The following is a 24391-nucleotide window of genomic DNA, read 5'->3' on the forward strand; positions in this document are numbered from 1 at the left end:
TTCTGCGGAGTGAAACGCCATGATGTTCGGAATATGCGGGTTGGGAATGAATTGAAGCTATTCTTGCCGAATTGCTGAATGCAGGTCAACCAAGCTTCGCTAATTTTGCGCAGACTGTGGATTTGGCAACGCTGCATCCTGCGGCCACAACAGCCACAGACGGCCGCGCTGTTTCATCTTGCCGGCCAGCTCGCCGGCCGCATCGCCCTTGCCGAAGAAAAAGTCGGCGCGCACCTGGCCGGTGATGGCACCGCCGGTATCCTGCGCTGCGGCCAGCCGGTTAAGAGTTGCGCCATCCGGCGTGGTCGTGGCAATCAGCATCGGGCTGCCGGGCGGCACGTGCCTTGTATCCACGGCCAGGCTATAGCCGGCGGTAAGCGGTACACCCAGCGAACCGGGCGGGCCGTCATTGCCGGCAGGCAAGGTACGGAAAAACACATAGCTGGGATTGCTGGCCAGCAGCTCCTGCATGCGTGCCGGGTGGCTCAGCGCCCACGCACGTATACTTTGCATGCTGACATCGGGCGCGGTCAGTTCACCCTGTGCGATCAACCACTTGCCAATGGCCGAGTAGGGGTGGCCGTTCTGGTCAGCGTAGCCAAGGCGGATTTCCTTGCCATCTGCCAGGCGCACCCGGCCCGAGCCTTGAATCTGCAGGAACTGCAGATCCATCGGGCTTTCCAGCCAGGCCAGCACGGGTGCGGTCAGGCCATCCTGCGCGATGTCGGCCGCGCTCGGGTAGGGCAGCAGCTTCTGGCCAACCAGCCGGCCGCGCACGCGCTTGCCCTTGAGTTCCGGGAACAGGCTGTCGAGCTGTACGGTAATCAGGTCGTTGGGGATGCCGTAGACCGGAATGGTGGCATTGGCCGTGCGGGTCAGCGAGCCGGGGTAGACCGGTTCGTAATAGCCGGTGATCAGGCCCTGATCGCCACCGTCCGGGTTGCGCAGCGAAACCGGGCGCAGCCGTTGTTGCAGAAAGGCACGCGCCGCCTGAGCCTGTTGCGGCACTTGCGCAGCATCGCGGCATACGCTGGCCCAGATGGCCTGTTTGCCGAGCACGCTACAACCCTTGCGCCAGGCGTTGAAACCGGCCAGCCAGTCGGCCTCGTTCAGCGCGGGCAGGCTGGCCCAGCTTGCTTCCGTATAGCGTGGGCCGGTGGTTTCGGTCTTGGGGATGGTCGGCGGGGTGGTGCAGGCAGCCAGCCCGAGCAGGGCCGCTGCCAGAAATGCGGGGTATTTCACGTGTTGCTGCTGCCTTTCGGGTCCAGCCCTTGTTTGAAGGCAGCAAGGCCGGCCTTTTGCAGTTCCAGCGTCTGCACCGTCATCTGCAGCATGCCTACCTGCATTTGCAGCCATTGCTCCACCGTTCTCAGCTCGCCGATCTTGCGGTCGATTTCCTCGGCGGTCAGTGGCGGCATGAAGGGGTTGGGTGTGCCAGTGCCGGGTTTCATGAACTGGGCAAAGAAAGCGAACGGATCGGGGGCGTCGGCCATGCGGATTCTCCTGATAGTGTACTGATTGTAGCAGCCACAAGGAAAATGGCCGGCGATGCCGGCCATTTTCACGGCAAACGCGTGCTCAGCGTTGCAATGTCGCTGCCTCCACGGCTGCCAGTGCCGCCATGTTCACCAGTCGGCGTACCGATGCTGTTGGCGTCAGGATATGCGCCGGTGCGCTGATGCCCAGCAGAATGGGGCCGATGGTCAGCCCGTCGCCCGCTGTCATCTTCAGCAGGTTGAACGAGATATTGGCCGCATCCAGATTGGGCATGATCAACAGATTGGCATCGCCCTTGAGGGTAGATTCAGGGAACACCTGTTGCCGTACTTCCGCCGACAGCGCCGCATCACCATGCATTTCGCCGTCGATTTCCAGCTCTGGAGCGTGGGCGCGCACCAAGGCGAGTGCCGCCTGCATCTTGCGCGTCGCCGGATTATCCACGCTGCCAAAACTGGAGTGCGACAGCAGCGCCACCTTGGGCTGGATGCCGAACTTGCGCACGGTATCGGCTGCCATCAGCGTGATCTCGGCCAGTTGCTCGGCACTCGGATCCTGATTCACATAGGTATCGGCAATGAAGATGTTGCCGGTGGGCAGCAGCAGTGCATTCATGGCTGCTGTGGTCTTGTCCGGCTCGCCCAGCACGTTCTGCAGATACCAGTGGTGGCGGTGATACTGGCCGTGGGTGCCGCAGATCAGCGCGTCGGCCTCGCCACGCTTGACCATGATGGCGCCGATCAGCGTCATCTTGGTGCGCACCTCGGTACGCGCCAATTCTTCCGATACGCCACGGCGCATCATCAGCTTGTAGTAGTGCGTCCAGTACTCGCGGTAGCGCGGGTCGCTTTCCGGGTTGCAGATTTCAAAGTCGCGGCCGGGCTTGATGCGCAGCCCCAGCTTGTCGATGCGGTTCTGGATCACCTTGGGCCGGCCGATCAGGATGGGAAAGCACAGGCCCAGATCGACCACTTCCTGTGCGGCGTGCAGCACGCGGTATTCCTCGCCCTCGCAGAACACCACGCGTTTTTTGGCCTTGCGCGCGGCCGAGAACACCGGGCGCATGAACAGGTTGGACTTGTAGACGAACTGGGTCAGTTCCTCGATATAGACGCCGAAATCCTCGATCGGGCGCGTTGCCACACCGGCTTCCATGGCCGCACGGGCCACGGCCGGTGCAATCTTGATGATCAGGCGCGGGTCGAATGGTTTGGGAATCAGGTAATCCGGACCAAAGGTCAGCTGCTGGCCGACATAGGTATCGGCCACGACATCCGATTGCTCGGCATGCGCCAGCTCGGCAATGGCGTCGACGGCGGCGTGCTTCATGCTTTCGGTAATGGTGGTGGCACCCACGTCGAGCGCGCCACGGAACATGAAGGGGAAGCACAGCACGTTGTTGACCTGGTTCGGGAAGTCCGAGCGGCCGGTACAGACGATGGCATCGGCGCGTGCAGCCTTGGCCTCGGGCGGGGTGATTTCCGGGTCCGGGTTGGCCAGCGCCAGGATTAGCGGCTTGGCCGCCATGCTTTGCACCATCTCGGGCGACACGAGGCCGGCGCCGGACAGACCGAGGAACACATCCGCACCCGCCAGTGCCTCCTGCAGCGTGCGGTGCTCGGTATCTCGTGCATAGCGCTGCTTGGTTTCGTCCAGCCCGGTGCGGCCGGTATGGATCACGCCCTTGGAGTCGCAGACGATCACGTTGTCACGCTTCACGCCCAGCGATACCAGCAAGTCGAGGCAGGCAATGGCTGCCGCGCCGGCGCCGCTGGCCACCAGGCGAATGTCGCCAATGGGCTTGTGGATGAGGCGCAGACCATTCTTGACAGCGGCGCCAACGATGATGGCGGTGCCGTGCTGGTCGTCGTGAAAGACGGGGATCTTCATCCGCTCGCGCAGCTTCTTTTCGACATAGAAGCATTCCGGCGCCTTGATGTCTTCAAGGTTGATGCCGCCGAAGGTCGGCTCCATGGCCGCAATGGCTTCGACCAGCTTGTCCGGGTCTTTTTGTTCCAGCTCGATGTCGAAGACGTCGATGCCGGCAAATTTCTTGAACAGTACGCCTTTGCCTTCCATCACCGGCTTGCCGGCCAGCGGGCCGATATCGCCCAGGCCCAGCACGGCGGTGCCATTGGTGACGACAGCAACCAGATTGCCGCGCGCCGTCATGTTGCGCGCTTCGGCCGGGTCTTCGACGATGGCCATGCAGGCATAGGCTACGCCGGGGGAGTAGGCGAGGGCCAGCTCGCGCTGGCTGGACAGCCCCTTGGTGGGAGACACCTGGATTTTGCCGGGGCGGGGGAAACGATGGTAATCGAGGGCCTTCTTTTTAAGTTCTTCGTCCATGGCGGTGCTATAGCTCTTGATTGCGGAGAGGGGGGCGAGGCGGGTTGGGCGGCGTCCTTGATTTCATGCTGGACCCGCCTTTCGGGGTGCGCAAGTCAGGGATTTGCCCGATGAGAAAAACGCCTAGATGGGGTGTTTCAAGCGATGTCAGCAAAATCAGCGATCAGGCCACCATAATAGTGCGCTCTTCGCTGCGTTGCACAAAAAATGAAACAGGCCGCATCAGCGGCCTGTTTTGTACATCTGGCAGCGCAAGCAGCCTGCGGTTTGATACCCATGCATGCACGCTTTGCCAAGACAGCGCTGTGCCACGAACGAGCACAGCGAGTCTCCCTCGCGGCGGCGAGGGCGGGGGCGTGGAATCGAAAAAGAGGGCCGCTGCTTCGCGCTCAACGGTCAGTGAGCACCCGGCTTGGCCGGGTGCTTGATGCTGGTGATCTGCAGACCATGGGGGCAGGAATGGCAGGCCCTAGAAGCGCACGCTCACAGCGTCATCACCCAGCCAGCCACGCAAGCCGGCAATCATGTCCTCGTCCAGCGTCACCCGCCACTCCAGCCCCAGTTGCAGCTGGCAGGCCGCGCCGTCGCGCTGATAGGCAATTTCCACCGGGCAAACGCCGCCATTGTGCGGGGTCAGCATCTCGCGCAGCTTGTCCGCATCGGCGTTGCCGTTCATCTGCAAGGTGAGTGAACGTGCAAACTGGCTACGCGCCTCGGCCACGTCCATCACCGCGTCGGCAATCACGCGCACGCCACCGTTGAAGCGGTCTTCCGACACCTTGCCGGCAATCACCAGCAGCGCATCGTCTTTGAGCTTGTGGCGGTTGGCCTCGAACACTTCGCTGTACAGCGTAACTTCGATCTTGCCGCGTCCGTCGTCCAGCTGCACGAAGGCCATGCGGCCGCGCTCGCCGTTCTTGACCCGCATCATGCCGACGATGCCGGCGATGTATTGCAGCTCTTTCCTGGGCTGCAACTGATCCAGCCGCGTCTTGATGAAGTTGCGGATGCCCTTGGCGTTGGCGTCGAAGGGGTGGCCGGACAGGTAATAGCCGATGGCGGTTTTTTCCTCGGCCAGCTTGGTCTTGTCATCCCAGCGCGGTACGGCAATTTCGGCAATGCTGGGCATGGCCGTGGCCTCGAACACATCGAACAGCGAGCCCTGATTGGCGTTGGCCGCTTCGGTTTCCGCCAGTTGCATGGCCTGCTCGACATTGGCCAGCAGCTGTGCGCGGTGGTCGTTGATGCTGTCGAACGCGCCGGCGCGGATCAATGCCTCGATTACACGCTTGTTCACTTCCTTCTTGTCGGTGCGGCGGCAGAAATCGAAGATGTCCAGGTACGGCCCGTTCAGCTCGCGCTCGCGCACGATCATGTCCACGGCGCCTTCACCCACACCCTTCACCGCGCCCAAGGCATAACGGATTGCACGCGTGCCCACCGGCACGAAGCGATAGAAGCCCTCGTTGACATCCGGTGCCAGCATCTTGAGGCTGTTTTTCTCCACGCAATCGTCGTAAAACACCTTGAGCTGATCGGTGTTGTCCAGTTCCGATGACATGGTGGCGGCCATGAAGGCGGCCGGGTAATGCGCCTTCAGCCAGGCAGTGTGGTAAGAAACCACGGCATAGGCGGCGGTGTGCGACTTGTTGAAGCCGTACTCGGCAAACTTGGCCATCAGGTCGAACAGCATTTCGGCCAGTGCCGGATCGTAGCCCTTTTCCTTGGCACCCTCGGCGATTTTGCCCCGGTGCTCGGCCATTTCTTCGGGTTTTTTCTTGCCCATGGCACGCCGCAGCATGTCCGCGCCACCCAGCGTATAACCGCCGATGATCTGCGAAATCTGCATCACCTGTTCCTGGTACACGATGACGCCGTAGGTCGGCTCCAGGCAGGCTTCCAGATCGGGGTGGAAATAATCGGGCTGTTCGATACCCTTTTTACGGTTGATGAACGAATCCACCATGCCCGAACCCAGCGGGCCGGGGCGATACAGCGCCAGCACCGCGATGATGTCTTCAAAACGGTCGGGCTGCAGCTTTTCCAGCAGCCGCTTCATGCCGTCCGATTCAACCTGGAATACCGCAGTAGTGTTGGCGTCGCGGAATACTTGATAGGCAGCCTGGTCTTCGAACCCCAGGCTCATCAGGTCGAGCTTCTTGCCGGTCTGCTGTTCGATGTATTGCAGCGCAAGCTCGATAATGGTCAGGTTGCGCAGGCCGAGGAAGTCGAACTTGACCAGACCGATCTGTTCGACGTCATCCTTGTCCAGCATCGATACCGGGCTGGCATCCACGCCGCTGGCTTGATACACCGGGCAGAAGTCGGTGATCTGCCCCGGCGCGATCAGTACGCCGCCGGCATGCATGCCGATGTTGCGCGTCATGCCCTCCAGCTTCTTGGCCAGCTCCCACAGCTCTTTCAGCTCGTCCTCGCGCTCCAGACGCTCGGCCAGCTCGGGCACCATTTCCACCGCATCGTCGAGCGAATACTGCTTGCCCGGCGCGGCCGGAATCAGCTTGGAGACGCCATCGCAGAACATGTACGGCAGGTCGAGCACGCGGCCGACGTCGCGCACCACCGCCTTGGCGGCCATGGTACCGAAGGTGGCAATCTGGCTGACCGCCTCGGCGCCGTATTTCTCGCGCACGTATTCGATCACGCGCCAGCGGTTGTCCTGGCAGAAGTCGATGTCGAAGTCGGGCATGGATACCCGCTCCGGGTTGAGGAAGCGCTCGAACAGCAGCGCATACGCGGTCGGGTCGATGTCGGTAATGCCGAGGCTGTACGCCACCAGCGAGCCAGCGCCCGAACCACGGCCCGGTCCCACCGGGCAGCCATTGTGCTTGGCCCAGACGATGAAGTCCGCCACGATCAGGAAGTAACCGGGAAAGCCCATCTGGATGATGGTGTCTGTCTCGAACTTCAGCCGGTCCAGATAGCGCGGCCGCTCTGCGTTGCGCTTGGCTTCATCCGGATAGAGCTGCTGCAGACGTGTCTCCAGCCCTTCCTTGGCGAGGTGCACCAGATAGTCATCCAGCGTCATGCCGTCCGGCGTGGGGAAGTCGGGCAGATAGTTCTTGCCCAAGGTAACCGACAGATTGCAGCGCTCGGCAATGTGCACGCTGTTTTCCAGCGCCTGCGGCAGGTCGTGGAACAGCGCCGCCATCTCGTCCGGCGTGGTGAAGTATTGCTCCTCGGTAAACTGGCGCAGGCGGCGCTTGTCGCTGACGACATAGCCTTCGGCAATGCAGACACGTGCCTCGTGCGCCTTGAAGTCGTCACGCGACATGAACTGGATGGGGTGGGTGGCCACTACCGGCAGGTCCAGGTCGGACGCCAGGTCAAGATGGCCCTGTACCGAGGTTTCGTGCTCGGGCTTGCCGGCGCGCTGCAGCTCAAGATAATAGTTGCCGGGGAACTGGCCGGCCCACCAGCGGGTGGCAGCAAGTGCCGCCTCGTAGTTACCATTGAGCAGCGCATGGCCGGCCTCGCCCATATGGGCGCCGGACAGACAGATCAGGCCGCTGTTGTCGCCGCCGGTGATCCATTCCTTTTTAATTTCGGCGTGGTCGCGGTACTGGTTGGTGCGATAGCCGCTGGTCAGCAGCTCGCATAGCCGGCCATAACCGTTGCGGTTCTTGGCCAGCAGCAGCACGCGGTAGGGCTTGTCGCGGTCTTCTTCATTTTCTATCCACGCGTCGACGCCGACGATGGGCTTGAGGCCAGCGCCACGGCAAGCCTTGTAAAGCTTGACCATGCCGAACAGATTCATCAGGTCGGTGGCAGGCACGGCGGGCATGCCCAGTTTCTTGGCATATTTGACGGCTTCGTCCAGCCGGACGATACCGTCCGAGACGGAAAATTCGGAATGCAGGCGGAGGTGTACAAAGGCAGGCTGTTTCATCCCGGCATTTTACCATCGCATTTCATTGTGGCCGCACATCGGGCGAACCCTTGCCATGCACCGATACAGGGCGTAATCTCAAAGCGTAATTCAGGAGCCCCTTATGGATGCAACTACCTCCCTGGTCAATGCGACCAACAGTGCGACCGGCGTGCAGGCTGCAGCCAGCACTACCGTGCTGCGCAAGGCGCTTGATCTGCAGGCGCAGACGGCCGCCACCCTGCTGCAGGCCGTGCCGCAGCCGCAATACAACAACCCGGCCAATCTCGGGCAGCATGTTGATGTAAAGGCTTGATTTCACTTTCGCTATTTGCACAGGCGAGGCGACCGATGGTCGCTTTTTTTATTGCCTGTTTTACGCTGGCGTTGTTTTTGTGCGACGCACAAAAAATGGCTTGACTTCGCTGCGGGTGCACATAACAATGGGTTCATTGTTGCAACGCACAAAAGGAGCTCTAGCCATGTCGTACGTGAACCAGTTTACGGAAATCCAGCAAGCCAACCTCGAAAAGTCGCTGCGTCTGACCAATATCGCGCTGTCCAGCGTCGAGCGTCTGGTCAACCTGCAATTGACCATCGCCCGCGATCTGCTGTCCGAGAACGCACAAACCGCCAAGGCACTGTCCGAAGTGAAGGACGTGAATGGCCTGGTCGCCCTGCAACGCCAACTGGCCCAGCCGGCCGTTGAAAAGTCGCTGTCGGTTGCCCGCAGCGTGTTCGACAGCGCCAGCGCGACCCAGAACGAACTGAACGCACTGGTTGAAGAGCAAGTGCTGTCGTTCAACCAGAATATCGTTTCGGCGCTGGACAAGGCTGTCGAAACTGCACCGGCTGGTGCTGGCGCCGCCGTGTCGGTACTGCGCAGCGCGGTTGAATCGGCTGCCCAGGCGTATGACGCTGCCAGCAAGTCGACCAAGAAGATCGTGACCGAACTGGCCGACGCGGCTGTTGCCGGTGCCGAGCAGTCCGTCAAGGCTGCTTCGCGCGGCAAGGCTGCCTGATTCCGTCAGGCTGACCAACAAAAAACCCCGGCTTGCCGGGGTTTTTTGTTGCCCGCCATTTGCGCCGCAGCGGGTAGATCGCGGCCGGCCTGCTGATGCAGGACAGGGGTACTCAGTTCTGTGGCAATGGCGGAATGGCCAGCAGCAGGCGGGCCACTTGCTGTGCCGGTTCTTGCGTGACGGGCAGATCGGCTTGGGCCAATGTCTGCTGCCATGCCGGCTGCAAGGGGTGATAGGGGCTGTAGCTGCGCTCGCCGGCCCAGTCCAGATAGCTTTGCGCGTCGTCCTGCAGCGCCAGTTGCTGGCTCATGGCCAGCGCTTGCCAGCTGGCAGGATCGAAATGCTTCATGGCATTGCGCGGGTCTGCTTGGCCGCCGTCGCTGGCCAGCCACTGCATCACCGCGCGTTGCTGTTGCAGGCTGCGCAGATAAATACTGGCGGCGAAGGCGCCAGCGCCCGGGCCACCGGCATGCAGCCATGCCCAAGGCAGCTGTGGGGCCAGTGCATCGATCAGCGGCGCCAGCAGGTTGATGTCGGCCAGATCGCCACCTGCGGCTATCATCCAGCCCAGTTGCGAGGCCAGTTGCGGCTCGCCTGCCAGCATGAGGTCGACGCCGCGACGGTTGCGGGCATGCCGGGTAAAAAACTCATCCAGCGTGAGGTTGACCCACAGGTAGAGCGCATCATCCGCATCCTCCTGTTCCTCGATGCCGTCGGCAATCTGCCAGCGCAGCATCGGGTCATTCAGGCTGGACAGGCTTTGCTGCAGCCAGTGCAGCATTTCGGCGCTGGCGACAACAATGCGCAGCGGCGCGGTCATCAGGCACCCTGTTCGTTGTTCAGTACCTGCTTGAGCGCGCAAACATCGGTCAGCTCGATCAGCCGGTTCTGTACCTTGATCAGCCCTTGGTCCTGGAAGCGCGACAGGGTGCGGCTGACTGTCTCAAGCTTCAGGCCCAGATAACTGCCGATTTCTTCTCGCGTCATGCGCAGGTGGAAGCCGGTGCTGGAATAGCCACGGGTCTGGAAGCGGCGCGACAGGTTGAGCAGGAAGGCGGCCACGCGTTCCTCGGCCTTCATGTTGCCCAGCAGCAGCATCACGCCGTGGTCGCTGACGATCTCGCGGCTCATTACCTTGTAGAAATGGCGCTGCAGTGCGGGGATCTGGCGAGACAGCTTTTCCATGTCGGAAAAGGGCAGCTCGCATACCTCGCTGTCTTCCAGTGCGATGGCATCGCAGGTATGCCGGTCGCCGCTGATTGCATCCATGCCCATCAAGTCGCCGCTCATGTGAAAGCCGGTAACCTGCTCGCGACCGTCTTCGGAAATCACGCTGGTTTTCAGGAAGCCCAGTCGTACCGCATACAGCGCCTTGAACGGCTCGCCGGCGCGATAGAGCGCGTCGCCACGCTTGATCGGCATGCCTTGGGTAACCAGTGCCTCGACCGCCTGCATGTCCTCCTGGCTCAGTCCGGTGGGGAGACAAAGCTCGCGCAGGCTGCAATTGGAACAGGCACTGCGCAGATGGTTGATTGAGACGTCATGAACTGGAATGGGTGAGAGCATGTGCGCGTGCTGATCCAGTGAGGGACGGTGGGCCGTTGCAGCAGGGCCTGCCGATCCGTTTATCGTTGATTGAGCCTATGATACCGCTAGCGCACGCGTGCGCCTACGGCATGTGCCAGTTTGCATTACCATGCGGGGGTGCCCGACAGGGCGCATGCCTGCCTGGCGCCCTGTTTCCACTCATTATTGCCATCATCCTTCCGTGTTCGAGCTTGATCTCACCGCCTTGTTTCTGGCCGGCCTCTTGGGCGGCGGCCATTGTCTGGGCATGTGCGGCGGTGTGGTGACCGCGTTTTCACTGCAATTGCCGCCCGGGCCGCGCTGGCCTTACCACCTGGGTTTCAACCTGGGCCGCCTGCTGGGCTACGGCCTGATCGGCGCGCTGGTGGGAGCCATCGGCTCGCTGGCTACCTTGGGTGCGCTGCAGCAAATCAAGCTGGTGCTGTTCGTGCTCGCACAATGTCTGCTTATCCTGATGGGCCTGTATCTGGCTGGCTGGTCGCGCTGGTTGACGCAGATCGAGCGCCTGGGGCAGCCGGTGTGGCGCCGCATACAGCCCTGGATGCGCAAACTGTTGCCGATACGCCACTGGCCGCAAAGCGTTGCCGTGGGCCTGTTGTGGGGCTGGTTGCCGTGCGGGCTGGTGTATACGGCCAGCCTTTCGGCGCTGGCGACGGCCTCGCCACTCAAGGGGGCTGCGGTGCTTTTCCTGTTTGGAATCGGGACCTTGCCCAACCTGCTGCTTATCGGGGCGACGGCCGGCTGGTTGCTGGCATGGCTGCGCTCGCCATGGGTGCGGCGCAGCAGCGGCGCGTTACTAATTGCAATCGGGATCGTGAGATTGGCCCAGATGACGCTATAACGTAGGTACGCAAGCGAACTTTTCAGTTTCGTCTTGCCTAACCGACAAGCAGTGTTTTTGGGGAGGCCGGTCATGGACATCTTCGATAACTTCGCATCACGGTATGAGCGAACTCGGGAAGAGGAGCTCACGCTCAAGGAATATCTTGAGCTATGCAAGCATGATCGTGGCGCCTATGCCACCGCCTCCGAGCGCATGCTGATCGCCATTGGTGAGCCGGAATCGATCGATACCCGGCTTGATTCACGCGCTTCGCGCATTTTCCAGAACAAGATCATCCGCGTTTATCCCGCTTTCCGTGAGTTCTATGGCATGGAAGAGGTAATCGAGCAGGTGGTGTCCTACTTCCGCCATGCCGCGCAGGGCCTGGAAGAGAAAAAGCAGATTCTCTATCTGCTGGGGCCGGTGGGTGGCGGCAAGTCGTCGATCGCCGAAAAGCTCAAGGAGCTGATGGAGCGTGTGCCGTTCTATTGCCTCAAGGGCAGCCCGGTGCACGAATCGCCGCTGGGCCTGTTCAACGAGGATGAGGATGGCGCCATTCTTGATGAGGAATACGGCATTGCCCGCCGCTACCTCAAGACCATCCCCAGCCCGTGGGCCGTCAAGCGGCTGCATGAGTTCAACGGTGACATCAACCAGTTTCGCGTGGTGAAGCGCTATCCGTCGGTATTGCGCCAGATTGCCATCGCCAAGACCGAGCCGGGCGATGAAAACAACCAGGACATCAGCTCGCTGGTGGGCAAGGTCGATATCCGCAAGCTGGAAAAATATGCGCAGGACGACCCGGATGCCTACAGCTACTCCGGTGGCCTGTGCCTGGCCAATCAGGGCCTGCTGGAATTCGTTGAAATGTTCAAGGCACCGATCAAGGTGCTGCACCCGCTGCTGACGGCCACGCAAGAGGGCAACTTCAAGGGTACCGAAGGATTTGGCGCCATTCCGTTCGAGGGCATCATTCTTGCCCACAGCAACGAATCGGAATGGAAGCAGTTCCGCAACAACAAGAATAACGAGGCTTTCCTCGACCGGATCTACATCGTCAAGGTGCCGTACTGCCTGCGTGTGACCGAGGAAACGAAGATTTACGACAAGCTGCTGCGCAATTCATCGCTCAGCGCGGCGCCATGCGCACCGGGCACGCTGAAGATGATGGCGCAGTTTGCCACGCTGTCGCGGCTGAAAGAGCCGGAAAACTCCAGCCTGTATTCCAAGATGCAGGTGTATGACGGCGAGAACCTCAAGGACGTTGACCCCAAGGCCAAGTCGATGCAGGAATACCGCGACTTTGCCGGCGTGGACGAGGGCATGAGCGGGCTGTCGACGCGGTTCGCCTTCAAGATATTGTCCAAGGTATTCAACTTCGACCATCAGGAAGTGGCCGCCAATCCGGTGCACCTGTTGTATGTGCTGGAGCAACAGGTGGAGCGCGAACAATTCCCGCCCGAAACCGAACAGCGCTATATCGCCTACATCAAGGAATACCTGGCGCCGAAGTATGTCGAGTTCATCGGCAAGGAAATCCAGACCGCGTATCTGGAGAGCTATTCCGAATACGGCCAGAACATCTTCGACCGCTATGTGACCTTTGCCGACTACTGGATCCAGGATTCGGAATACCGCGACCCGGATACCGGCGAAAGCTTTGATCGCAACGCGCTCAACAACGAACTGGAGAAAATCGAAAAGCCGGCCGGCATCTCCAACCCCAAGGATTTCCGCAACGAAATCGTCAATTTCGTGTTGCGGGCGCGGGCCAACAACAATGGCAAGAACCCGGCGTGGACCAGCTATGAAAAGCTGCGCACGGTGATCGAGAAGAAGATGTTCTCGAATACCGAAGAGCTGCTGCCGGTGATCTCGTTCAATGCCAAGGCCAGTGCCGACGAGCTGAAGAAGCACGAGGACTTTGTAAACCGCATGGTGACCAAGGGTTACACGGCCAAGCAGGTGCGGCTGTTGTGCGAGTGGTATCTGCGGGTACGCAAGTCGTCGTAAGGCGTCGCGGAGTACGGGCAGCGCCGCTGGCCTGCCCGATATCCACCAGCGCACGGGGGCCCCATGTTCCATTTGATAGACCGGCGTCTGAACGGCAAGAACAAATCCGCAGTCAACCGCGAACGCTTTCTGCGCCGCTACAAGGGGCAGATCAAGGAAGCGGTGGCACGTGCGGTCAAGGATCGTTCCATTACCGATATCGAGAAGGGCGAAAAGGTCTCGATTCCGGTCAGGGACGTGAGCGAACCGACTTTTGGTCATGCGCAGGGGGGCGTGTCCGAACGGGTATTTCCCGGCAATCGCGAATACTCGCGCGGTGACGAAATCGACCGCCCGGATGGTGGTGCAGGTGGCGGTGGGGGCGGTGCCGGCAACGGCGGCGATGGCGAGGATGATTTTGCCTTCGAGCTGTCGCGCGAGGAGTTCCTCAACTTCTTCTTCGACGATCTGGAGCTGCCGCACCTGATCAAGACGCAGCTGCAACAGACCGTCACCATGAAGCCGATCCGCGCCGGCTACACCAGTGATGGCACGCCCACCAACATTCACGTGGTGCGCAGCCTGCGCTCGGCGCTGGGGCGGCGCATCGCGCTGTCCGCCCAGCCGATGGAGGCGCTCAACACGCTGCAGGATCAGCTGGATGAACTGCTGGAAAGCCGTGACGAGCACTCGCCCGAAGTGCTGACCCTGCAGTCGGAAATCCGCCGCATGAAGGCGCGGCTGGCCAGTATTCCTTTCCTTGATCCGTTCGATCTGAAATACACCAACCGCGTGCGCATACCGATGCCGACCACGCAGGCGGTGATGTTCTGCGTGATGGACGTCAGTGGATCGATGGACGAAGAAAAGAAGGACATCGCCAAGCGTTTCTTCATCCTGTTGTACCTGTTCCTGACCCGCGCCTACGACAAGATCGAGCTGGTGTTCATCCGTCACCATACCCAGGCCTTCGAGGTGAACGAGGACGAGTTTTTCCATGCCCGCGATACCGGCGGCACGGTGGTGTCCAGTGCGCTCAAGCTGGTCAAACAGATCGTCACCGAGCGCTATGCCAGCAGCGACTGGAACATCTATGTGGCGCAGGCCAGCGACGGCGACAACTGGGATTCCGACTCGCCTTATTGCCGTGACCTGCTCAACAACGATCTGCTGCCCTACCTGCAGTACTACGCCTATGTGGAAATTACTCAGGGAGACCCGCAAAACCTCTGGTACGAATACGAAGCCGTAGCCGCGCAGCACAAGCACTTTGCCATGCGTCGCATCAAGGAAGCCGCCAGCATCTGGCCGATCTTCCGTGATCTCTTCAAAAAAGAACGAGCGGGGGCATGAATGAAAACCAGGGAAAAAACGCGCGACGGCGTGGCCCGTCGCACCCCGCTGTCCACCGGGTCGGAGTGGACCTTTGAGCTGATCCAGCGCTATTACGACGAAATTGCCCGGCTGGCCAAGGAAAACGGGCTGGATACCTATCCCAACCAGCTGGAGATCATCTCGGCCGAGCAGATGATGGATGCCTATGCCTCGGTCGGCATGCCGGTGATGTACAACCACTGGAGCTACGGCAAGCACTTCCTTGCCACGCAAAAGAACTACCAGCGCGGCGCCATGGGGCTGGCGTATGAAATCGTCATCAATTCCAACCCCTGCATCAGCTACCTCATGGAAGAAAACACCATGACGATGCAGGCGCTGGTAATTGCCCATGCGGCATTCGGCCACAACAGCTTTTTCAAGGGCAACTACCTGTTCCGCAGCTGGACCGAGGCCGATGCCATCATCGACTATCTGGTGTTCGCGCGTAACTACATTGCCGAGTGCGAGGCCCGTTACGGCGAGGACAAGGTGGAGGAGCTGCTCGATTCCTGCCACGCGTTGATGAACTACGGCGTGGACCGCTACAAGCGGCCACAGCGTCTGTCACTGGATCGCGAGCATGCTCGCCAGGCCGAGCGTGAAGCCTATCTGCAATCACAGGTGAACACGCTGTGGCGCACCATCCCCAAGCTGCTGGACGAGCGCGAGCAACTCAGCGAGCCGCAGCGCTTTCCGGCTGAACCGCAGGAAAACATCCTTTACTTCATCGAAAAGTACGCGCCACTGCTGGAACCCTGGCAGCGCGAGGTGGTGCGCATCATCCGCAAGGTGGCGCAGTATTTTTACCCCCAGCGGCAAACGCAGGTGATGAACGAGGGTTGGGCTACCTTCTGGCACTACACCCTGATGAACCAGATGTATGACGAAGGGCTGATTACCGACGCGGCAGTCATGGAGTTCCTGCACAGCCATACCAATGTGGTCGCCCAGCCGGGGATAGACAGCCCTTACTTCAACGGCATCAACCCTTATGCGCTCGGCTTTGCCATGTACCGCGACATCCAGCGCATCTGCCGCGAGCCCACCAAGGAAGACGAGGCCTGGTTCCCCGAACTGGCGGGGCAGGACTGGCGCAAGGCGCTGGACTTTGCCATGCGCAACTTCAAGGACGAGAGCTTCATCAACCAGTATCTGTCGCCCAAGCTGATCCGGGATTTCCGTTTCTTTGCCATCCTCGATGACGACTACCAGCCGCGGCTCAAGGTCTCAGCCATCCACGATGACAGTGGCTATCGCGATATCCGCCACATGCTGTCCAGCCAGTATGACCTGGCTTCACGCGAGCCGAACATCCAGGTTTACGATGTGAACACCCGTGGTGACCGCATGTTGACCCTGCGCCACTACCAGCACAATCGCCGGCCGCTCGCCAACAGCGTGCACGAAGTGCTAAAACACGTGGCACGGCTGTGGGGCTTTACCGTACGGCTGGAAAGCGTGGATCAGACGGGCAAGACCATACTCAGCTATGAGTGCCGGCTGGAGAAACGACACGGGCAATAGTGTCTGGTGCGATGACTGGCCGGCGACTGTCGCCGGTATTACACTCTTTGGTCTTGCAAACCGGAGTGTGCGATGCCTTTCTTCCGTTTTTCCCATACTGCTGTTGCGCTTGCACTGTCCTGCGCCAGTCTTGGCGCTTATGCCGCCGATGCTTATCAACCGCAAGGCGAATGCGCTGGCTTGCCCAGGCTGAATCTCAAAGTCGCCCAAGGGTTTTGCCTGGGGCTGGCGGCAACGGGGCTGGGTATGCCGCGCGGCGTTTTGCCGCTGGCCGACGGCAGTGTGCTGGTGGTGGACATGGGGGGCTGGGGGCGTGGCAAGGGGCGTTTGCTCAAGCTGGTGCGCGACGGCAAGCAGTATCAGCCCACGGTATTGCTGACCGGGCTGAACCGGCCCTATGGCATCCAGCTTGGCCCGGATGGCTGGGTGTATCTGGGCGAGGATGACCGCATCGTCCGCTTCAACCCCAAGGAAGCCAGCGTCACACCGCAGGTGGTGATTGACGATCACCCGAGTGAGGGGCGCCATCCGCTTACCAGCTTCGTGTTTGGCAAGCAGGGCGAGATGTATGTCAATGTCGGCGCCCCGACAGACAATTGTGAAGGCCATATTGAGGCCAGTAAGCCGGTGTTGCAATCCTGCCCGGATGTCGATGGAGAACCTGTGCACGCGGGTATCCGTAAATACGTGCAGCAGGATGGCAAGTGGGCCTGGACGGTGGTCGCCCGAGGCTTGCGCAACAGCATGGCGCTGGCGGTACACCCGAAAACCGGCACGCTGTGGCAGGGCGAAAACAGCCGCGACTACATCAACAAGAAAATCCCCGGCCTGAAAAACGATGACAACCTGCCGCACGAGGAGCTGAACAAGATCGTGCAGGGCGGCAACTATGGCTGGCCCTATTGTTACGACGACAATGTGGCATCACCCGAGTTTCCGGCCGCTGACTGCAAGGGCATGATCAAGCCGGCTCGCCTGTGGCCGGGGCATGCTGCCCCGCTGGGCATGGTTTACTACAACGCGGCAAAGGCGCCGGCAGGCTGGCGCGATGGTCTGGTGGTGACTTTTCACGGTTATCGCAGCAATGGTTATCGCCTGGTGTTCCAGCCGTTCAACGCGGCCGGCGAGCCGGCAGGCAACTTCAAGGAACTGATCGCCGGCTGGAAAAACATCGATGGCAAACAACCGATGGGGGCCCCGACCGACGTCAAGGCCGACGCGCAGGGAACGCTGTGGGTGACCGAGGATCGCAATGGCACGCTGCTGGCGCTTGTGCCGCAGCAATAAGACCAGTAGCAGGTGTTGCTGCAGGCCGTCTGTCATGTTTTTGTCGGCAAAACGCAGCAACGGGTGTGTAAGGTGGGTTTTCGGCTCTAGCATTATTGAGAGAGCCGATACCTTTGAGGAGTCAGCCATGAAGCCACCTTCATTCGGCATGCCGTCCTACCCGTGGTTGCGTGAGTTGAGCCGCAGGGATCTGGAGTTGCTTGATCAGGGCTTGTGTGAATTGCTGAACAGCAAGCCGGGCGCTTTTTCACTGTTTCAGGCGCACACCATGCGCAATGCGATCCAGTGCGTGCTGCTCGACAAACACTTTGCCGACCACAAAGCCGCTTGATGCCGGACCACACTGAACGCCAGCGCGAAACGAGTGATAACGGGGCTTAATCCGCTGTGGTCCGGTCCTGCAGCTCCGGAAACAATACCTCGTTGAAACCGAAGCGGGTCAGGTCGCGGATGCGGCGCGGGTAGAGCATGCCGATCAGATGGTCGCATTCGTGCTGTACCACGCGGGCGTGGAAATCACTCACACTGCGGTCGATCACATTGCCGTATTGGTCAAAGCCCTGGTAACGCAGGCGGGTGTAGCGCGGCACCTCGCCGCGCATGCCGGGCACTGACAGACAACCCTCCCAGCCCAGCACTTCCTCGTCGTCCAGCGGGGTCAGCACCGGGTTGATCAGCACGGTTTCCGGCACGGCTTCGGCATCCGGGTAGCGCGGGTTGCGCTGGAAGCCGAAGATCACCACCTGCAAGCTCACGCCGATCTGCGGCGCGGCAATGCCCACGCCGTTATAGGCATGCATGGTGTCGAACAGGTCGGCCACCAGTGCATGCAGCTCAGGGGTATCGAATGCCTGCACTGGCCGGGCCTCCGCCAGCAGCAGCGGGTCACCCATTTTCAATACGGTGCGAACGGTCATTCAGGCTCCTGATGCCGTTTGTGCCGGCACGATGTGATTCTGCTGAAATTGGGGTCAGCGGCTGTGAATCAAGCTGTGGTACGCGGGCATGGCGCTAGTTGGGCTGTATGGCCTGCAACAGCTCGTTTTCCATGCGGCGCACGGCCATGTCGTCGCCCAGTATCGGGCCGGAGATCAGGAAGTGGTCTTCCGCGCGCTCGCCCAAGGTCATGATCTTGGCGCTCTGGATATCGACACGATGCGCAGCCAGCACCCGCGCGATGGTGGAGAGCAGGCCGGGGCGGTCGCCGGCGGCAATGGCCAGCACATTGTACTTGCCGCGTTCATCCGGCCGGATCAGCACATGCGGCTGCACCGGGAAGTGTTTTTGCTGGCGCGAGATGCGTGCTTTTACCGGTGCGGGCAGCGGCCCGGCCTCCTGCAGCTGCTTGCCCAGTTCGTATTCAACGTAACCGATCAGGTCGCGGTAGTTTTCGCCACGCTGCTCCGGAATGAACACGTAAAAGCTGTCCAGCGCATAGCGGCTGCGCGTGGTGTGGATGTGGGCATCGAAAATGCTGTAGCCGGCACGCTCGAAAAATGCGCAGATGCGGGCAAACAGGTCGGGGATATCCGGCGTATACACCAGCACCTGCAGGCCTTCGCCCGATTCGGACAGCCGCGCGCGCACCACCGGCTCTTTGGTATGCAGCCGGTTGAACAGCATCCGGGTATGCCAGGCAATCTCGCGGGCATCGTGACGCAGGAAGTAGACGGTATCCAGCTCGTTCCAGAAGTCCTGGTGCGCATCTTCACGCAAGCCGTACAGGCGCACCAAGCGCAGTGCTTCGTCCTGCCGTTCTTCCAGCCAGGTGGCCGGCTGGATCTGATCCTGCGCCAGATAGCGCTGCGTGGCCTTGAACAGGTCTTCCAGCAGCTTGGCCTTCCACGCGTTCCATACCTTGGGGCTGGTGCCACGGATATCGGCGACGGTCAGCAGGTAGAGCGCAGTCAGCCGGCGCTGGTCGCCGACCAGTGTGGCAAATTCCTGCACCACCTCGGGGTCGTAGACGTCCTGCTTCTGTGCCACGTGCGACATGGTCAGATGATGTTCAACCAGCCATGGAATGATTTCGCGATCTTCGTTGGGTAGCGGGTGACCATTTACGAATTCAGCGGCAATATCCCGGCCGATCTTGGAGTGATCACCACCGCGCCCTTTGCCGATATCGTGGAACAGCGCAGCCAGATACAACACTTCTGGCCGGGCGAACTCCTCGATCAAGCGTGAGCACAGCGGGTATTCGTGCGTGAACGCCGGCACGGCAAAGCGGCGCATATTGCGCAGCACCATCAGCGTGTGCTCATCCACCGTATAGACGTGGAACAGGTCGTGCTGCATGCGGCCGACCAGATCGCCAAACTTGGGGATATAGCGGCCCAGCACGCCATACTGGTTCATGCGGCGCAGCACGCGCGTCAGCCCACGTGGCTCGCGGAACAGCTGGATGAACAAGAGCTTGTTGAGCGGGTTGGCGCGGAAACCGTCATCAATCTGCGCGCGGGCATGCCACAGTGCACGCAACGTTTCCGGCGCGATGTCGGTGATCTCGCGCTGTTGCTCGAACAGCAGGAACAATTCGAGGATGGCCGACGGTTCGCGTTGGAAAATATCGGGCGCGGTGGTCTCCAGCACGCTACCGCGCAGCTGGAAGCGCGCGTTCAGCGGCACGACCTTTACGCCGATCTGCGAGAAGATCCGCCCACGCAGCGCGTGCACCAGCAAAGGTGTGAGCTGGCTGACGATGCGTGCGGCGCGGTAGTAGTGCGCCATCAGCCGCTCGCTGCCGCGATTGACCAGATCATCGTGGAAGCCGAAGTCGCGTGCCAGCGTGTTCTGGTAATCAAACAGGATGCGGTCTTCGCGGCGCTTGGCCAGCCAGTGCAACTGGATGCGGATCACGCGCAGCGTGCGCTCGGCGCGGCGCAGCTTCTGGCTCTCTTCACGTGTGAGCATGCCGAGCGCGGCCAGCGCGCGCCAGTCGCGGCCCAGCCCCAGCGCGGCAGCAATCCAGCCCACCAGATGCAGATCACGCAGCCCGCCCGGTGCTTCTTTCAGATTGGGTTCGAGCTTGTAAGTGGCGTTCTGGAAGCGGCCATAGCGCGCCTGCTGCTCCAGCAGCTTGGCGTCGAAGAATTCCTTGGGGTCGATATAGCGGTGAACGGTATCGCGGAACTGCGTAAAGCGTGCGGCATCGCCGGTCAGACGGCGGCATTCCAGCAGCGCGGTTTGCACCGTGATGTCTTTTTCGGCCTCGTTCAGGCAATCGGCCAGCGTGCGCACCGAGTGGCCGACCTCCAGCCCCACATCCCACAGTTCGCCTACAAAGATTTCCAGTTTTTCCAGCAGGGCTGGCGAGGGCTGGTCGGGCAGCAGGATGAGCAGGTCCACATCGGAATGCGGGAACAGCTCGCCCCGGCCATAGCCGCCGACGGCAATCAGCAGTGCTTCAACGGGAAAGCGGTGGCGGTTCCACAGCTCGGCCAAGGTCTGGTCGGTCAACCTTGCCAGCTTGCGCAGCAACGGGGCGCTGGCCGACGGATTGGCAAAGCGAGCCTGCAAGGCGGCCTTGCCAGCCAGATAGTCTTGCCGCAGCGCGGTGACCGGGCGCGGCGGCGTGTGCATGCCGGGCGTTGCGGATTCGATGACGACGTCCGGCATGGCAAATCCTCATGCGAGCAGGTAGCGATCCGGTTTGGCTGGCGCACCGGCCGAGGTGGTCAGCACTTCGTAACCGGTGTCGGTGACGAGGATGGTGTGCTCCCACTGGGCCGACAGGCTGCGGTCCTTGGTCACGATGGTCCAGCCATCCGGCATCGACTTGATGTCGCGCTTGCCGGCGTTGATCATCGGCTCGATGGTGAAGATCATGCCGGCCTTCAGCTCCACGCCCGTACCGGCGCGGCCGTAGTGCAGCACTTGCGGGTCTTCATGGAACACCTTGCCGATACCGTGGCCGCAGAATTCGCGCACCACCGAATAACCGGCTTTTTCGGCGTACTTCTGGATCACTTCACCGATATCGCCCAGATGCGCACCCGGCTTCACTTTCTCGATGCCCAGCCACATGCAGTCATAGGTAACTTGCGAAAGGCGCTTGGCATGCTGTGCCACATGGTCGCCCACCAGGAAGCTGCGGCTGGTGTCGCCGTGGTAGCCATCCTTGATCACGGTGATGTCGAGGTTGACGATGTCGCCATCCTTCAGCGGCTTGTCGCCCGGGATGCCGTGGCAGATCACTTGGTTGACCGAGGTACAGATGGCTTTCGGATAGGGTGTATAGCCCGGCGGGCAGTAATTGAGCGGCGCCGGAATCGTGCCTTGCACATTGGTCATGTATTCGTGGCACAGGCGATCAAGCTCGCCGGTGGTGACGCCGGGCTTGACGAAGGGGGTGATGTAGTCGAGCACTTCGCTGGCAAGGCGGCCGGCAATGCGCATGCCGGCGATGTCTTCCGCTGTCTTGATGGTAATGGCCATGGGCGTCCAGTGCGTGCAGGGCGCGCTCGGCACCCTGACGGTCATTCGGTTAAGTTTGCAATGATTTTACCGCCTTACGCGGCCAAGAAGCACGCGATTCTTGCCGTCTCGCAATCGCGGCGCAATGTTGGCCTGCCATGTGCTGGCCGGCGCTACTTGTGCTGCAGATTGCCCAGCATGGTTTGCACGTCCTTGGGCTGCACCAGCGTGCTGCCCTGCGTACGGTAGACGGTGAGCTGGCCGCGCTCGATCAGCCCCACTTCAAGCTGGCGCTGGCGCGTGTCGATCAGCACATAGGCCGCTTCCGCACCGCCCTGGTGCGCTTTGTTGCCGGTGGCGTACAGCACGCCATCGCGCGATAGCGGGCCTTGCACGGCCATATTGGCACGCAGCACCTTGATCTTGTCGCCCAGCAGCGATTTCAGCTCGGGGGTGATGGGGCTGAGCTCTGTGTACAGGCCCAGGTCTTGCGGATACTGGCCGACGTATTGATCCAGCACTTGCCAGTCCGATCCGGCCAGCCGCGCGGCACTTTGCTTGAGCGCTTCGCGCTGGGTGGAGAGTTGTTCTGCCACCTTGCTGGCATCCAGCCCGGCATCGGCCAGTACTGCGCTGGCCTGCTGCTTCAAGTCATTGGCGGCGTTGCGTGCCTGCTCGGCCACCATGGAGGCGGCCTGTTGCTTGGCACTGTCGACCACCTGATCGCAGGCGCTGAGGCTGATGACGCAGGCTGCGGCAAGAAGGTATCGGGTGAAGCCGGGCATGGCGGTTCCTGTCTGGGTGGTGCTCAGTCAGAGTCTGGCACGTCCGGTCAGTTCCTGCTGTCAGATGGAAATATGCACGGGGAATGACCGGGCTGCCATGGTTCGTACTTGGCCATCACGGTATCAAACCAGCCGGCGCCAACGTTAGCGGCCAGCCAGCCTTGCAAGGCCGGGTAGGGCGCTTGATCGAACCAGTTGCGATCAACCTGGGCAAACTGGCGGATGAACGGCGCAATGGCCATGTCGGCCAGGCTCAGGCTGCTGCGGCACAGGCCGCCTTGCTGCTGTTGCAGCCGCTGCTCCAGCTGCGCCAGAAAATCGCAGGCGGCAGCGCGGTATTCGACCTGTGTGCGTTCAGGATGGCGTTCCGGGTACTTGTAGCGGTCCAGCAACGGTTTGAAGTGCGTGTCATTTGCGGCAATCAACGCTGTCGCTTCAGCCTGTTGCGGGTGATTGCGCAGCAAGCGGTCACCCGGGTCATGCTGCTGCAGTGCCCAGTGCATGATGTCCAGGCTCTCGGCGATCACGCTGCCGTCATGCAATTGCAGCACCGGCACCGTACCCTTGGGCGATGCCTGCAGCAATGCGGCGGGTTTGTCGCGCAGCACCACCTCGCGCAGTTCTACCTGCAGGCCGGCGTAAACAATGGCCGAGCGGGCGCGCATGGCGTACGGGCAGCGGCGGAACGAGTAGAGGATGGGTAGCGTAGTCATGGCACAAAGCAAAAGGGGCCGATTGCTCGGCCCCTTGGGGGTGATTGCCGGGGTCAGCCCGGGCGGCGTACGGCTTCAGGCAGCACGATGTTGACTTCGAGCACCTCGAAGTCATCCTTCTTGTCGAGCTGTACCTTGATGTCGTCCGGATTGACGGCGACATACTTGGAAATCACTTCCAGCAGCTCGCGCTGCAGTTGCGGCAGGTAATCGGGCGTGTCACGGCCGGCGCGCTCGTGCGCCAGAATGATCTGCAGCCGCTCACGCGCTACGCTGGCGGTTTTCTTTTTCTCGCCAAAGAAATAACTCAGAATCGACATGCATCAGCCCCCGAACAGGCGTTTCCAGAACGGGGCCTTTTCGGCCTCGGTAAAGCGCAGCGGGCGTTCTTCGCCCAGAAAGCGGGCCACCACGTCTTTATAGGCTTCCGATACATCGGAATTGGCCAGATGGATGGCCGGCGTGCCCGAGTTGGAGGCCTGCAGCACGGTTTCCGATTCCGGAATCACGCCGATCAACGGAATGCGCAGCAGATGCTGCACGTCATCCAGCGACAGCATTTCGCCCGAATCGACACGCTTGGGGCTGTAGCGGGTGATCAGCAGGTGGGTCTTCACCGTCTGGCCTTGCTCGGCCTTGAGCGACTTGGCATCCAGGATGCCGATGATGCGGTCAGAGTCGCGCACCGAGCTGACTTCCGGGTTGGTGACGATCAGCGCCTCGTCGGCAAAATAGGCTGCCATCAGCGCGCCGCTTTCAATGCCGGCCGGGCTGTCGCATACGATGTAGTCAAAGCCTTCGTGGGCCAGTTCTTTCAATACTGCCTGCACGCCTTCCTTGGTCAGCGCATCCTTGTCGCGGGTTTGCGAGGCCGGCACGATGAACAGGTTGTCGCAGTTCTTGTCCTTGATCAGTGCCTGGCGCAGCGTGGCTTCGCCCTGGATGACGTTGATCAGGTCGTACACCACGCGGCGCTCGCACCCCATGATGAGGTCGAGGTTGCGCAGGCCCACGTCGAAATCGATCACGGCGGTCTTGAAGCCGCGCAGTGCCAGCCCGGAAGCGAAACTCGCGCTGGTGGTGGTTTTGCCTACGCCCCCTTTGCCGGAGGTGACGACGATGATTTTTGCCAC

General features: G+C 61.1%; 21 protein-coding genes. 8 read left to right on the top strand and 13 right to left on the bottom strand.

Translation table 11 applies throughout. The features are described 5' to 3' along the window. Positions 1 to 99 precede the first annotated feature (99 nt). The 4 genes from mltA to dnaE form a co-directional block, all read right to left on the bottom strand. Positions 100 to 1242, bottom strand: coding sequence for a murein transglycosylase A (gene mltA, locus B9A19_RS06375; RefSeq protein WP_245804291.1), 1143 nt, complete (start codon positions 1240 to 1242; stop codon positions 100 to 102). Then, positions 1239 to 1493 (bottom strand): PhaM family polyhydroxyalkanoate granule multifunctional regulatory protein, encoded by a 255-nt coding sequence (locus B9A19_RS06380; RefSeq protein ID WP_084090067.1) that lies wholly within the window; start codon positions 1491 to 1493, stop codon positions 1239 to 1241. Before B9A19_RS06380 ends, mltA begins: the two co-directional genes overlap by 4 nt. An 85-nt stretch (positions 1494 to 1578) precedes the next feature. Continuing rightward, the gene (locus B9A19_RS06385; protein WP_084089948.1) at positions 1579 to 3846 is read right to left on the bottom strand and encodes an NADP-dependent malic enzyme; all 2268 of its coding nucleotides are present in this window, start codon (positions 3844 to 3846) and stop codon (positions 1579 to 1581) included. A gap of 469 nt (positions 3847 to 4315) precedes the next feature. Beyond that, positions 4316 to 7753 carry a DNA polymerase III subunit alpha gene (dnaE, locus tag B9A19_RS06390; RefSeq protein WP_084089949.1) on the bottom strand — a complete coding sequence of 1146 codons (3438 nt, stop codon included), beginning with the start codon at positions 7751 to 7753 and terminating at the stop codon, positions 4316 to 4318. A 103-nt stretch (positions 7754 to 7856) separates the two neighbouring features. On the opposite strand from dnaE, the gene B9A19_RS06395 reads away from it, so the two are divergent. Together B9A19_RS06395 and B9A19_RS06400 are read left to right on the top strand one after the other, a co-directional pair. After that, positions 7857 to 8048 (top strand): YjfB family protein, encoded by a 192-nt coding sequence (locus B9A19_RS06395; protein WP_084089950.1) that lies wholly within the window; start codon positions 7857 to 7859, stop codon positions 8046 to 8048. A gap of 166 nt (positions 8049 to 8214) precedes the next feature. Then, positions 8215 to 8754, top strand: a complete 540-nt coding sequence (locus tag B9A19_RS06400) for a phasin family protein (protein WP_176216815.1) — start codon at positions 8215 to 8217, stop codon at positions 8752 to 8754. A 112-nt stretch (positions 8755 to 8866) separates the two neighbouring features. Here B9A19_RS06400 and B9A19_RS06405 read toward each other — a convergent pair whose 3' ends face one another. Both B9A19_RS06405 and fnr read right to left on the bottom strand, forming a co-directional pair. Beyond that, the gene (locus B9A19_RS06405) at positions 8867 to 9574 is read right to left on the bottom strand and encodes a hypothetical protein (RefSeq protein ID WP_084089952.1); all 708 of its coding nucleotides are present in this window, start codon (positions 9572 to 9574) and stop codon (positions 8867 to 8869) included. Next, complete coding sequence (gene fnr, locus B9A19_RS06410; RefSeq protein ID WP_084089953.1) at positions 9574 to 10320, bottom strand: fumarate/nitrate reduction transcriptional regulator Fnr; 747 nt, start codon at positions 10318 to 10320, stop codon at positions 9574 to 9576. The genes B9A19_RS06405 and fnr overlap by 1 nt, the downstream gene beginning before the upstream one ends. Positions 10321 to 10522: 202 nt before the next feature. Here fnr and B9A19_RS06415 point away from each other — a divergent pair, with 202 nt between their 5' ends. From B9A19_RS06415 to B9A19_RS06440, 6 genes are all read left to right on the top strand, one after another. Next, positions 10523 to 11182 carry a sulfite exporter TauE/SafE family protein gene (locus tag B9A19_RS06415; protein WP_245804292.1) on the top strand — a complete coding sequence of 220 codons (660 nt, stop codon included), beginning with the start codon at positions 10523 to 10525 and terminating at the stop codon, positions 11180 to 11182. 72 nt (positions 11183 to 11254) lie between these two features. Further along, positions 11255 to 13177 (top strand): PrkA family serine protein kinase, encoded by a 1923-nt coding sequence (locus tag B9A19_RS06420; protein WP_084089955.1) that lies wholly within the window; start codon positions 11255 to 11257, stop codon positions 13175 to 13177. A 63-nt stretch (positions 13178 to 13240) separates the two neighbouring features. Continuing rightward, positions 13241 to 14509, top strand: coding sequence for a YeaH/YhbH family protein (locus tag B9A19_RS06425; protein WP_084089956.1), 1269 nt, complete (start codon positions 13241 to 13243; stop codon positions 14507 to 14509). Then, positions 14510 to 16057 carry a SpoVR family protein gene (locus B9A19_RS06430; RefSeq protein WP_084089957.1) on the top strand — a complete coding sequence of 516 codons (1548 nt, stop codon included), beginning with the start codon at positions 14510 to 14512 and terminating at the stop codon, positions 16055 to 16057. It abuts the gene before it with no gap. Positions 16058 to 16129: 72 nt separating this feature from the next. Next, positions 16130 to 17344 (top strand): PQQ-dependent sugar dehydrogenase, encoded by a 1215-nt coding sequence (locus B9A19_RS06435; RefSeq protein WP_084089958.1) that lies wholly within the window; start codon positions 16130 to 16132, stop codon positions 17342 to 17344. Positions 17345 to 17471: 127 nt separating this feature from the next. After that, a complete protein-coding gene (locus B9A19_RS06440; RefSeq protein ID WP_139798690.1) occupies positions 17472 to 17675 on the top strand; it encodes a hypothetical protein in 204 nt (67 codons plus the stop codon). Positions 17676 to 17721: 46 nt separating this feature from the next. Here the strand turns inward: B9A19_RS06440 and def are convergent, their stop codons facing one another. From def to minD, 7 genes are all read right to left on the bottom strand, one after another. Then, positions 17722 to 18261 carry a peptide deformylase gene (gene def, locus B9A19_RS06445; protein WP_084089960.1) on the bottom strand — a complete coding sequence of 180 codons (540 nt, stop codon included), beginning with the start codon at positions 18259 to 18261 and terminating at the stop codon, positions 17722 to 17724. Between the two features lie 94 nt (positions 18262 to 18355). Next, positions 18356 to 20962, bottom strand: coding sequence for a [protein-PII] uridylyltransferase (locus tag B9A19_RS06450; protein WP_084089961.1), 2607 nt, complete (start codon positions 20960 to 20962; stop codon positions 18356 to 18358). Positions 20963 to 20971: 9 nt separating this feature from the next. Then, positions 20972 to 21781 carry a type I methionyl aminopeptidase gene (gene map, locus B9A19_RS06455; protein ID WP_084089962.1) on the bottom strand — a complete coding sequence of 270 codons (810 nt, stop codon included), beginning with the start codon at positions 21779 to 21781 and terminating at the stop codon, positions 20972 to 20974. Between the two features lie 152 nt (positions 21782 to 21933). Continuing rightward, on the bottom strand, positions 21934 to 22545 hold the full coding sequence (locus B9A19_RS06460; RefSeq protein WP_084089963.1) for an Ivy family c-type lysozyme inhibitor: 612 nt from the start codon (positions 22543 to 22545) through the stop codon (positions 21934 to 21936). Positions 22546 to 22592: 47 nt separating this feature from the next. Continuing rightward, positions 22593 to 23258 carry a glutathione S-transferase N-terminal domain-containing protein gene (locus B9A19_RS06465; RefSeq protein ID WP_084089964.1) on the bottom strand — a complete coding sequence of 222 codons (666 nt, stop codon included), beginning with the start codon at positions 23256 to 23258 and terminating at the stop codon, positions 22593 to 22595. Positions 23259 to 23311: 53 nt separating this feature from the next. Continuing rightward, the gene (gene minE, locus B9A19_RS06470; RefSeq protein WP_084089965.1) at positions 23312 to 23578 is read right to left on the bottom strand and encodes a cell division topological specificity factor MinE; all 267 of its coding nucleotides are present in this window, start codon (positions 23576 to 23578) and stop codon (positions 23312 to 23314) included. Between the two features lie 3 nt (positions 23579 to 23581). Then, a complete protein-coding gene (gene minD / locus B9A19_RS06475) occupies positions 23582 to 24391 on the bottom strand; it encodes a septum site-determining protein MinD (protein WP_084089966.1) in 810 nt (269 codons plus the stop codon).

The organism is Andreprevotia lacus DSM 23236 (assembly GCF_900176275.1).
Taxonomy (GTDB): domain Bacteria; phylum Pseudomonadota; class Gammaproteobacteria; order Burkholderiales; family Chitinibacteraceae; genus Andreprevotia; species Andreprevotia lacus.

What these genes read in the sequence shown, in the direction of transcription:
- B9A19_RS06435 (WP_084089958.1), top strand. Translation starts at nt 16,130, where the DNA reads ATGCCTTTCTTCCGTTTTTCCCATACTGCTGTTGCGCTTGCACTGTCC.
- B9A19_RS06450 (WP_084089961.1), bottom strand. Translation starts at nt 20,962, where the DNA reads ATGCCGGACGTCGTCATCGAATCCGCAACGCCCGGCATGCACACGCCG.
- B9A19_RS06465 (WP_084089964.1), bottom strand. Translation starts at nt 23,258, where the DNA reads ATGACTACGCTACCCATCCTCTACTCGTTCCGCCGCTGCCCGTACGCC.
- map (WP_084089962.1), bottom strand. Translation starts at nt 21,781, where the DNA reads ATGGCCATTACCATCAAGACAGCGGAAGACATCGCCGGCATGCGCATT.
- dnaE (WP_084089949.1), bottom strand. Translation starts at nt 7,753, where the DNA reads ATGAAACAGCCTGCCTTTGTACACCTCCGCCTGCATTCCGAATTTTCC.
- minE (WP_084089965.1), bottom strand. Translation starts at nt 23,578, where the DNA reads ATGTCGATTCTGAGTTATTTCTTTGGCGAGAAAAAGAAAACCGCCAGC.
- B9A19_RS06395 (WP_084089950.1), top strand. Translation starts at nt 7,857, where the DNA reads ATGGATGCAACTACCTCCCTGGTCAATGCGACCAACAGTGCGACCGGC.
- B9A19_RS06405 (WP_084089952.1), bottom strand. Translation starts at nt 9,574, where the DNA reads ATGACCGCGCCGCTGCGCATTGTTGTCGCCAGCGCCGAAATGCTGCAC.
- B9A19_RS06440 (WP_139798690.1), top strand. Translation starts at nt 17,472, where the DNA reads ATGAAGCCACCTTCATTCGGCATGCCGTCCTACCCGTGGTTGCGTGAG.
- fnr (WP_084089953.1), bottom strand. Translation starts at nt 10,320, where the DNA reads ATGCTCTCACCCATTCCAGTTCATGACGTCTCAATCAACCATCTGCGC.
- B9A19_RS06380 (WP_084090067.1), bottom strand. Translation starts at nt 1,493, where the DNA reads ATGGCCGACGCCCCCGATCCGTTCGCTTTCTTTGCCCAGTTCATGAAA.
- B9A19_RS06460 (WP_084089963.1), bottom strand. Translation starts at nt 22,545, where the DNA reads ATGCCCGGCTTCACCCGATACCTTCTTGCCGCAGCCTGCGTCATCAGC.
- B9A19_RS06385 (WP_084089948.1), bottom strand. Translation starts at nt 3,846, where the DNA reads ATGGACGAAGAACTTAAAAAGAAGGCCCTCGATTACCATCGTTTCCCC.
- def (WP_084089960.1), bottom strand. Translation starts at nt 18,261, where the DNA reads ATGACCGTTCGCACCGTATTGAAAATGGGTGACCCGCTGCTGCTGGCG.
- B9A19_RS06420 (WP_084089955.1), top strand. Translation starts at nt 11,255, where the DNA reads ATGGACATCTTCGATAACTTCGCATCACGGTATGAGCGAACTCGGGAA.
- B9A19_RS06400 (WP_176216815.1), top strand. Translation starts at nt 8,215, where the DNA reads ATGTCGTACGTGAACCAGTTTACGGAAATCCAGCAAGCCAACCTCGAA.
- B9A19_RS06425 (WP_084089956.1), top strand. Translation starts at nt 13,241, where the DNA reads ATGTTCCATTTGATAGACCGGCGTCTGAACGGCAAGAACAAATCCGCA.
- B9A19_RS06430 (WP_084089957.1), top strand. Translation starts at nt 14,510, where the DNA reads ATGAAAACCAGGGAAAAAACGCGCGACGGCGTGGCCCGTCGCACCCCG.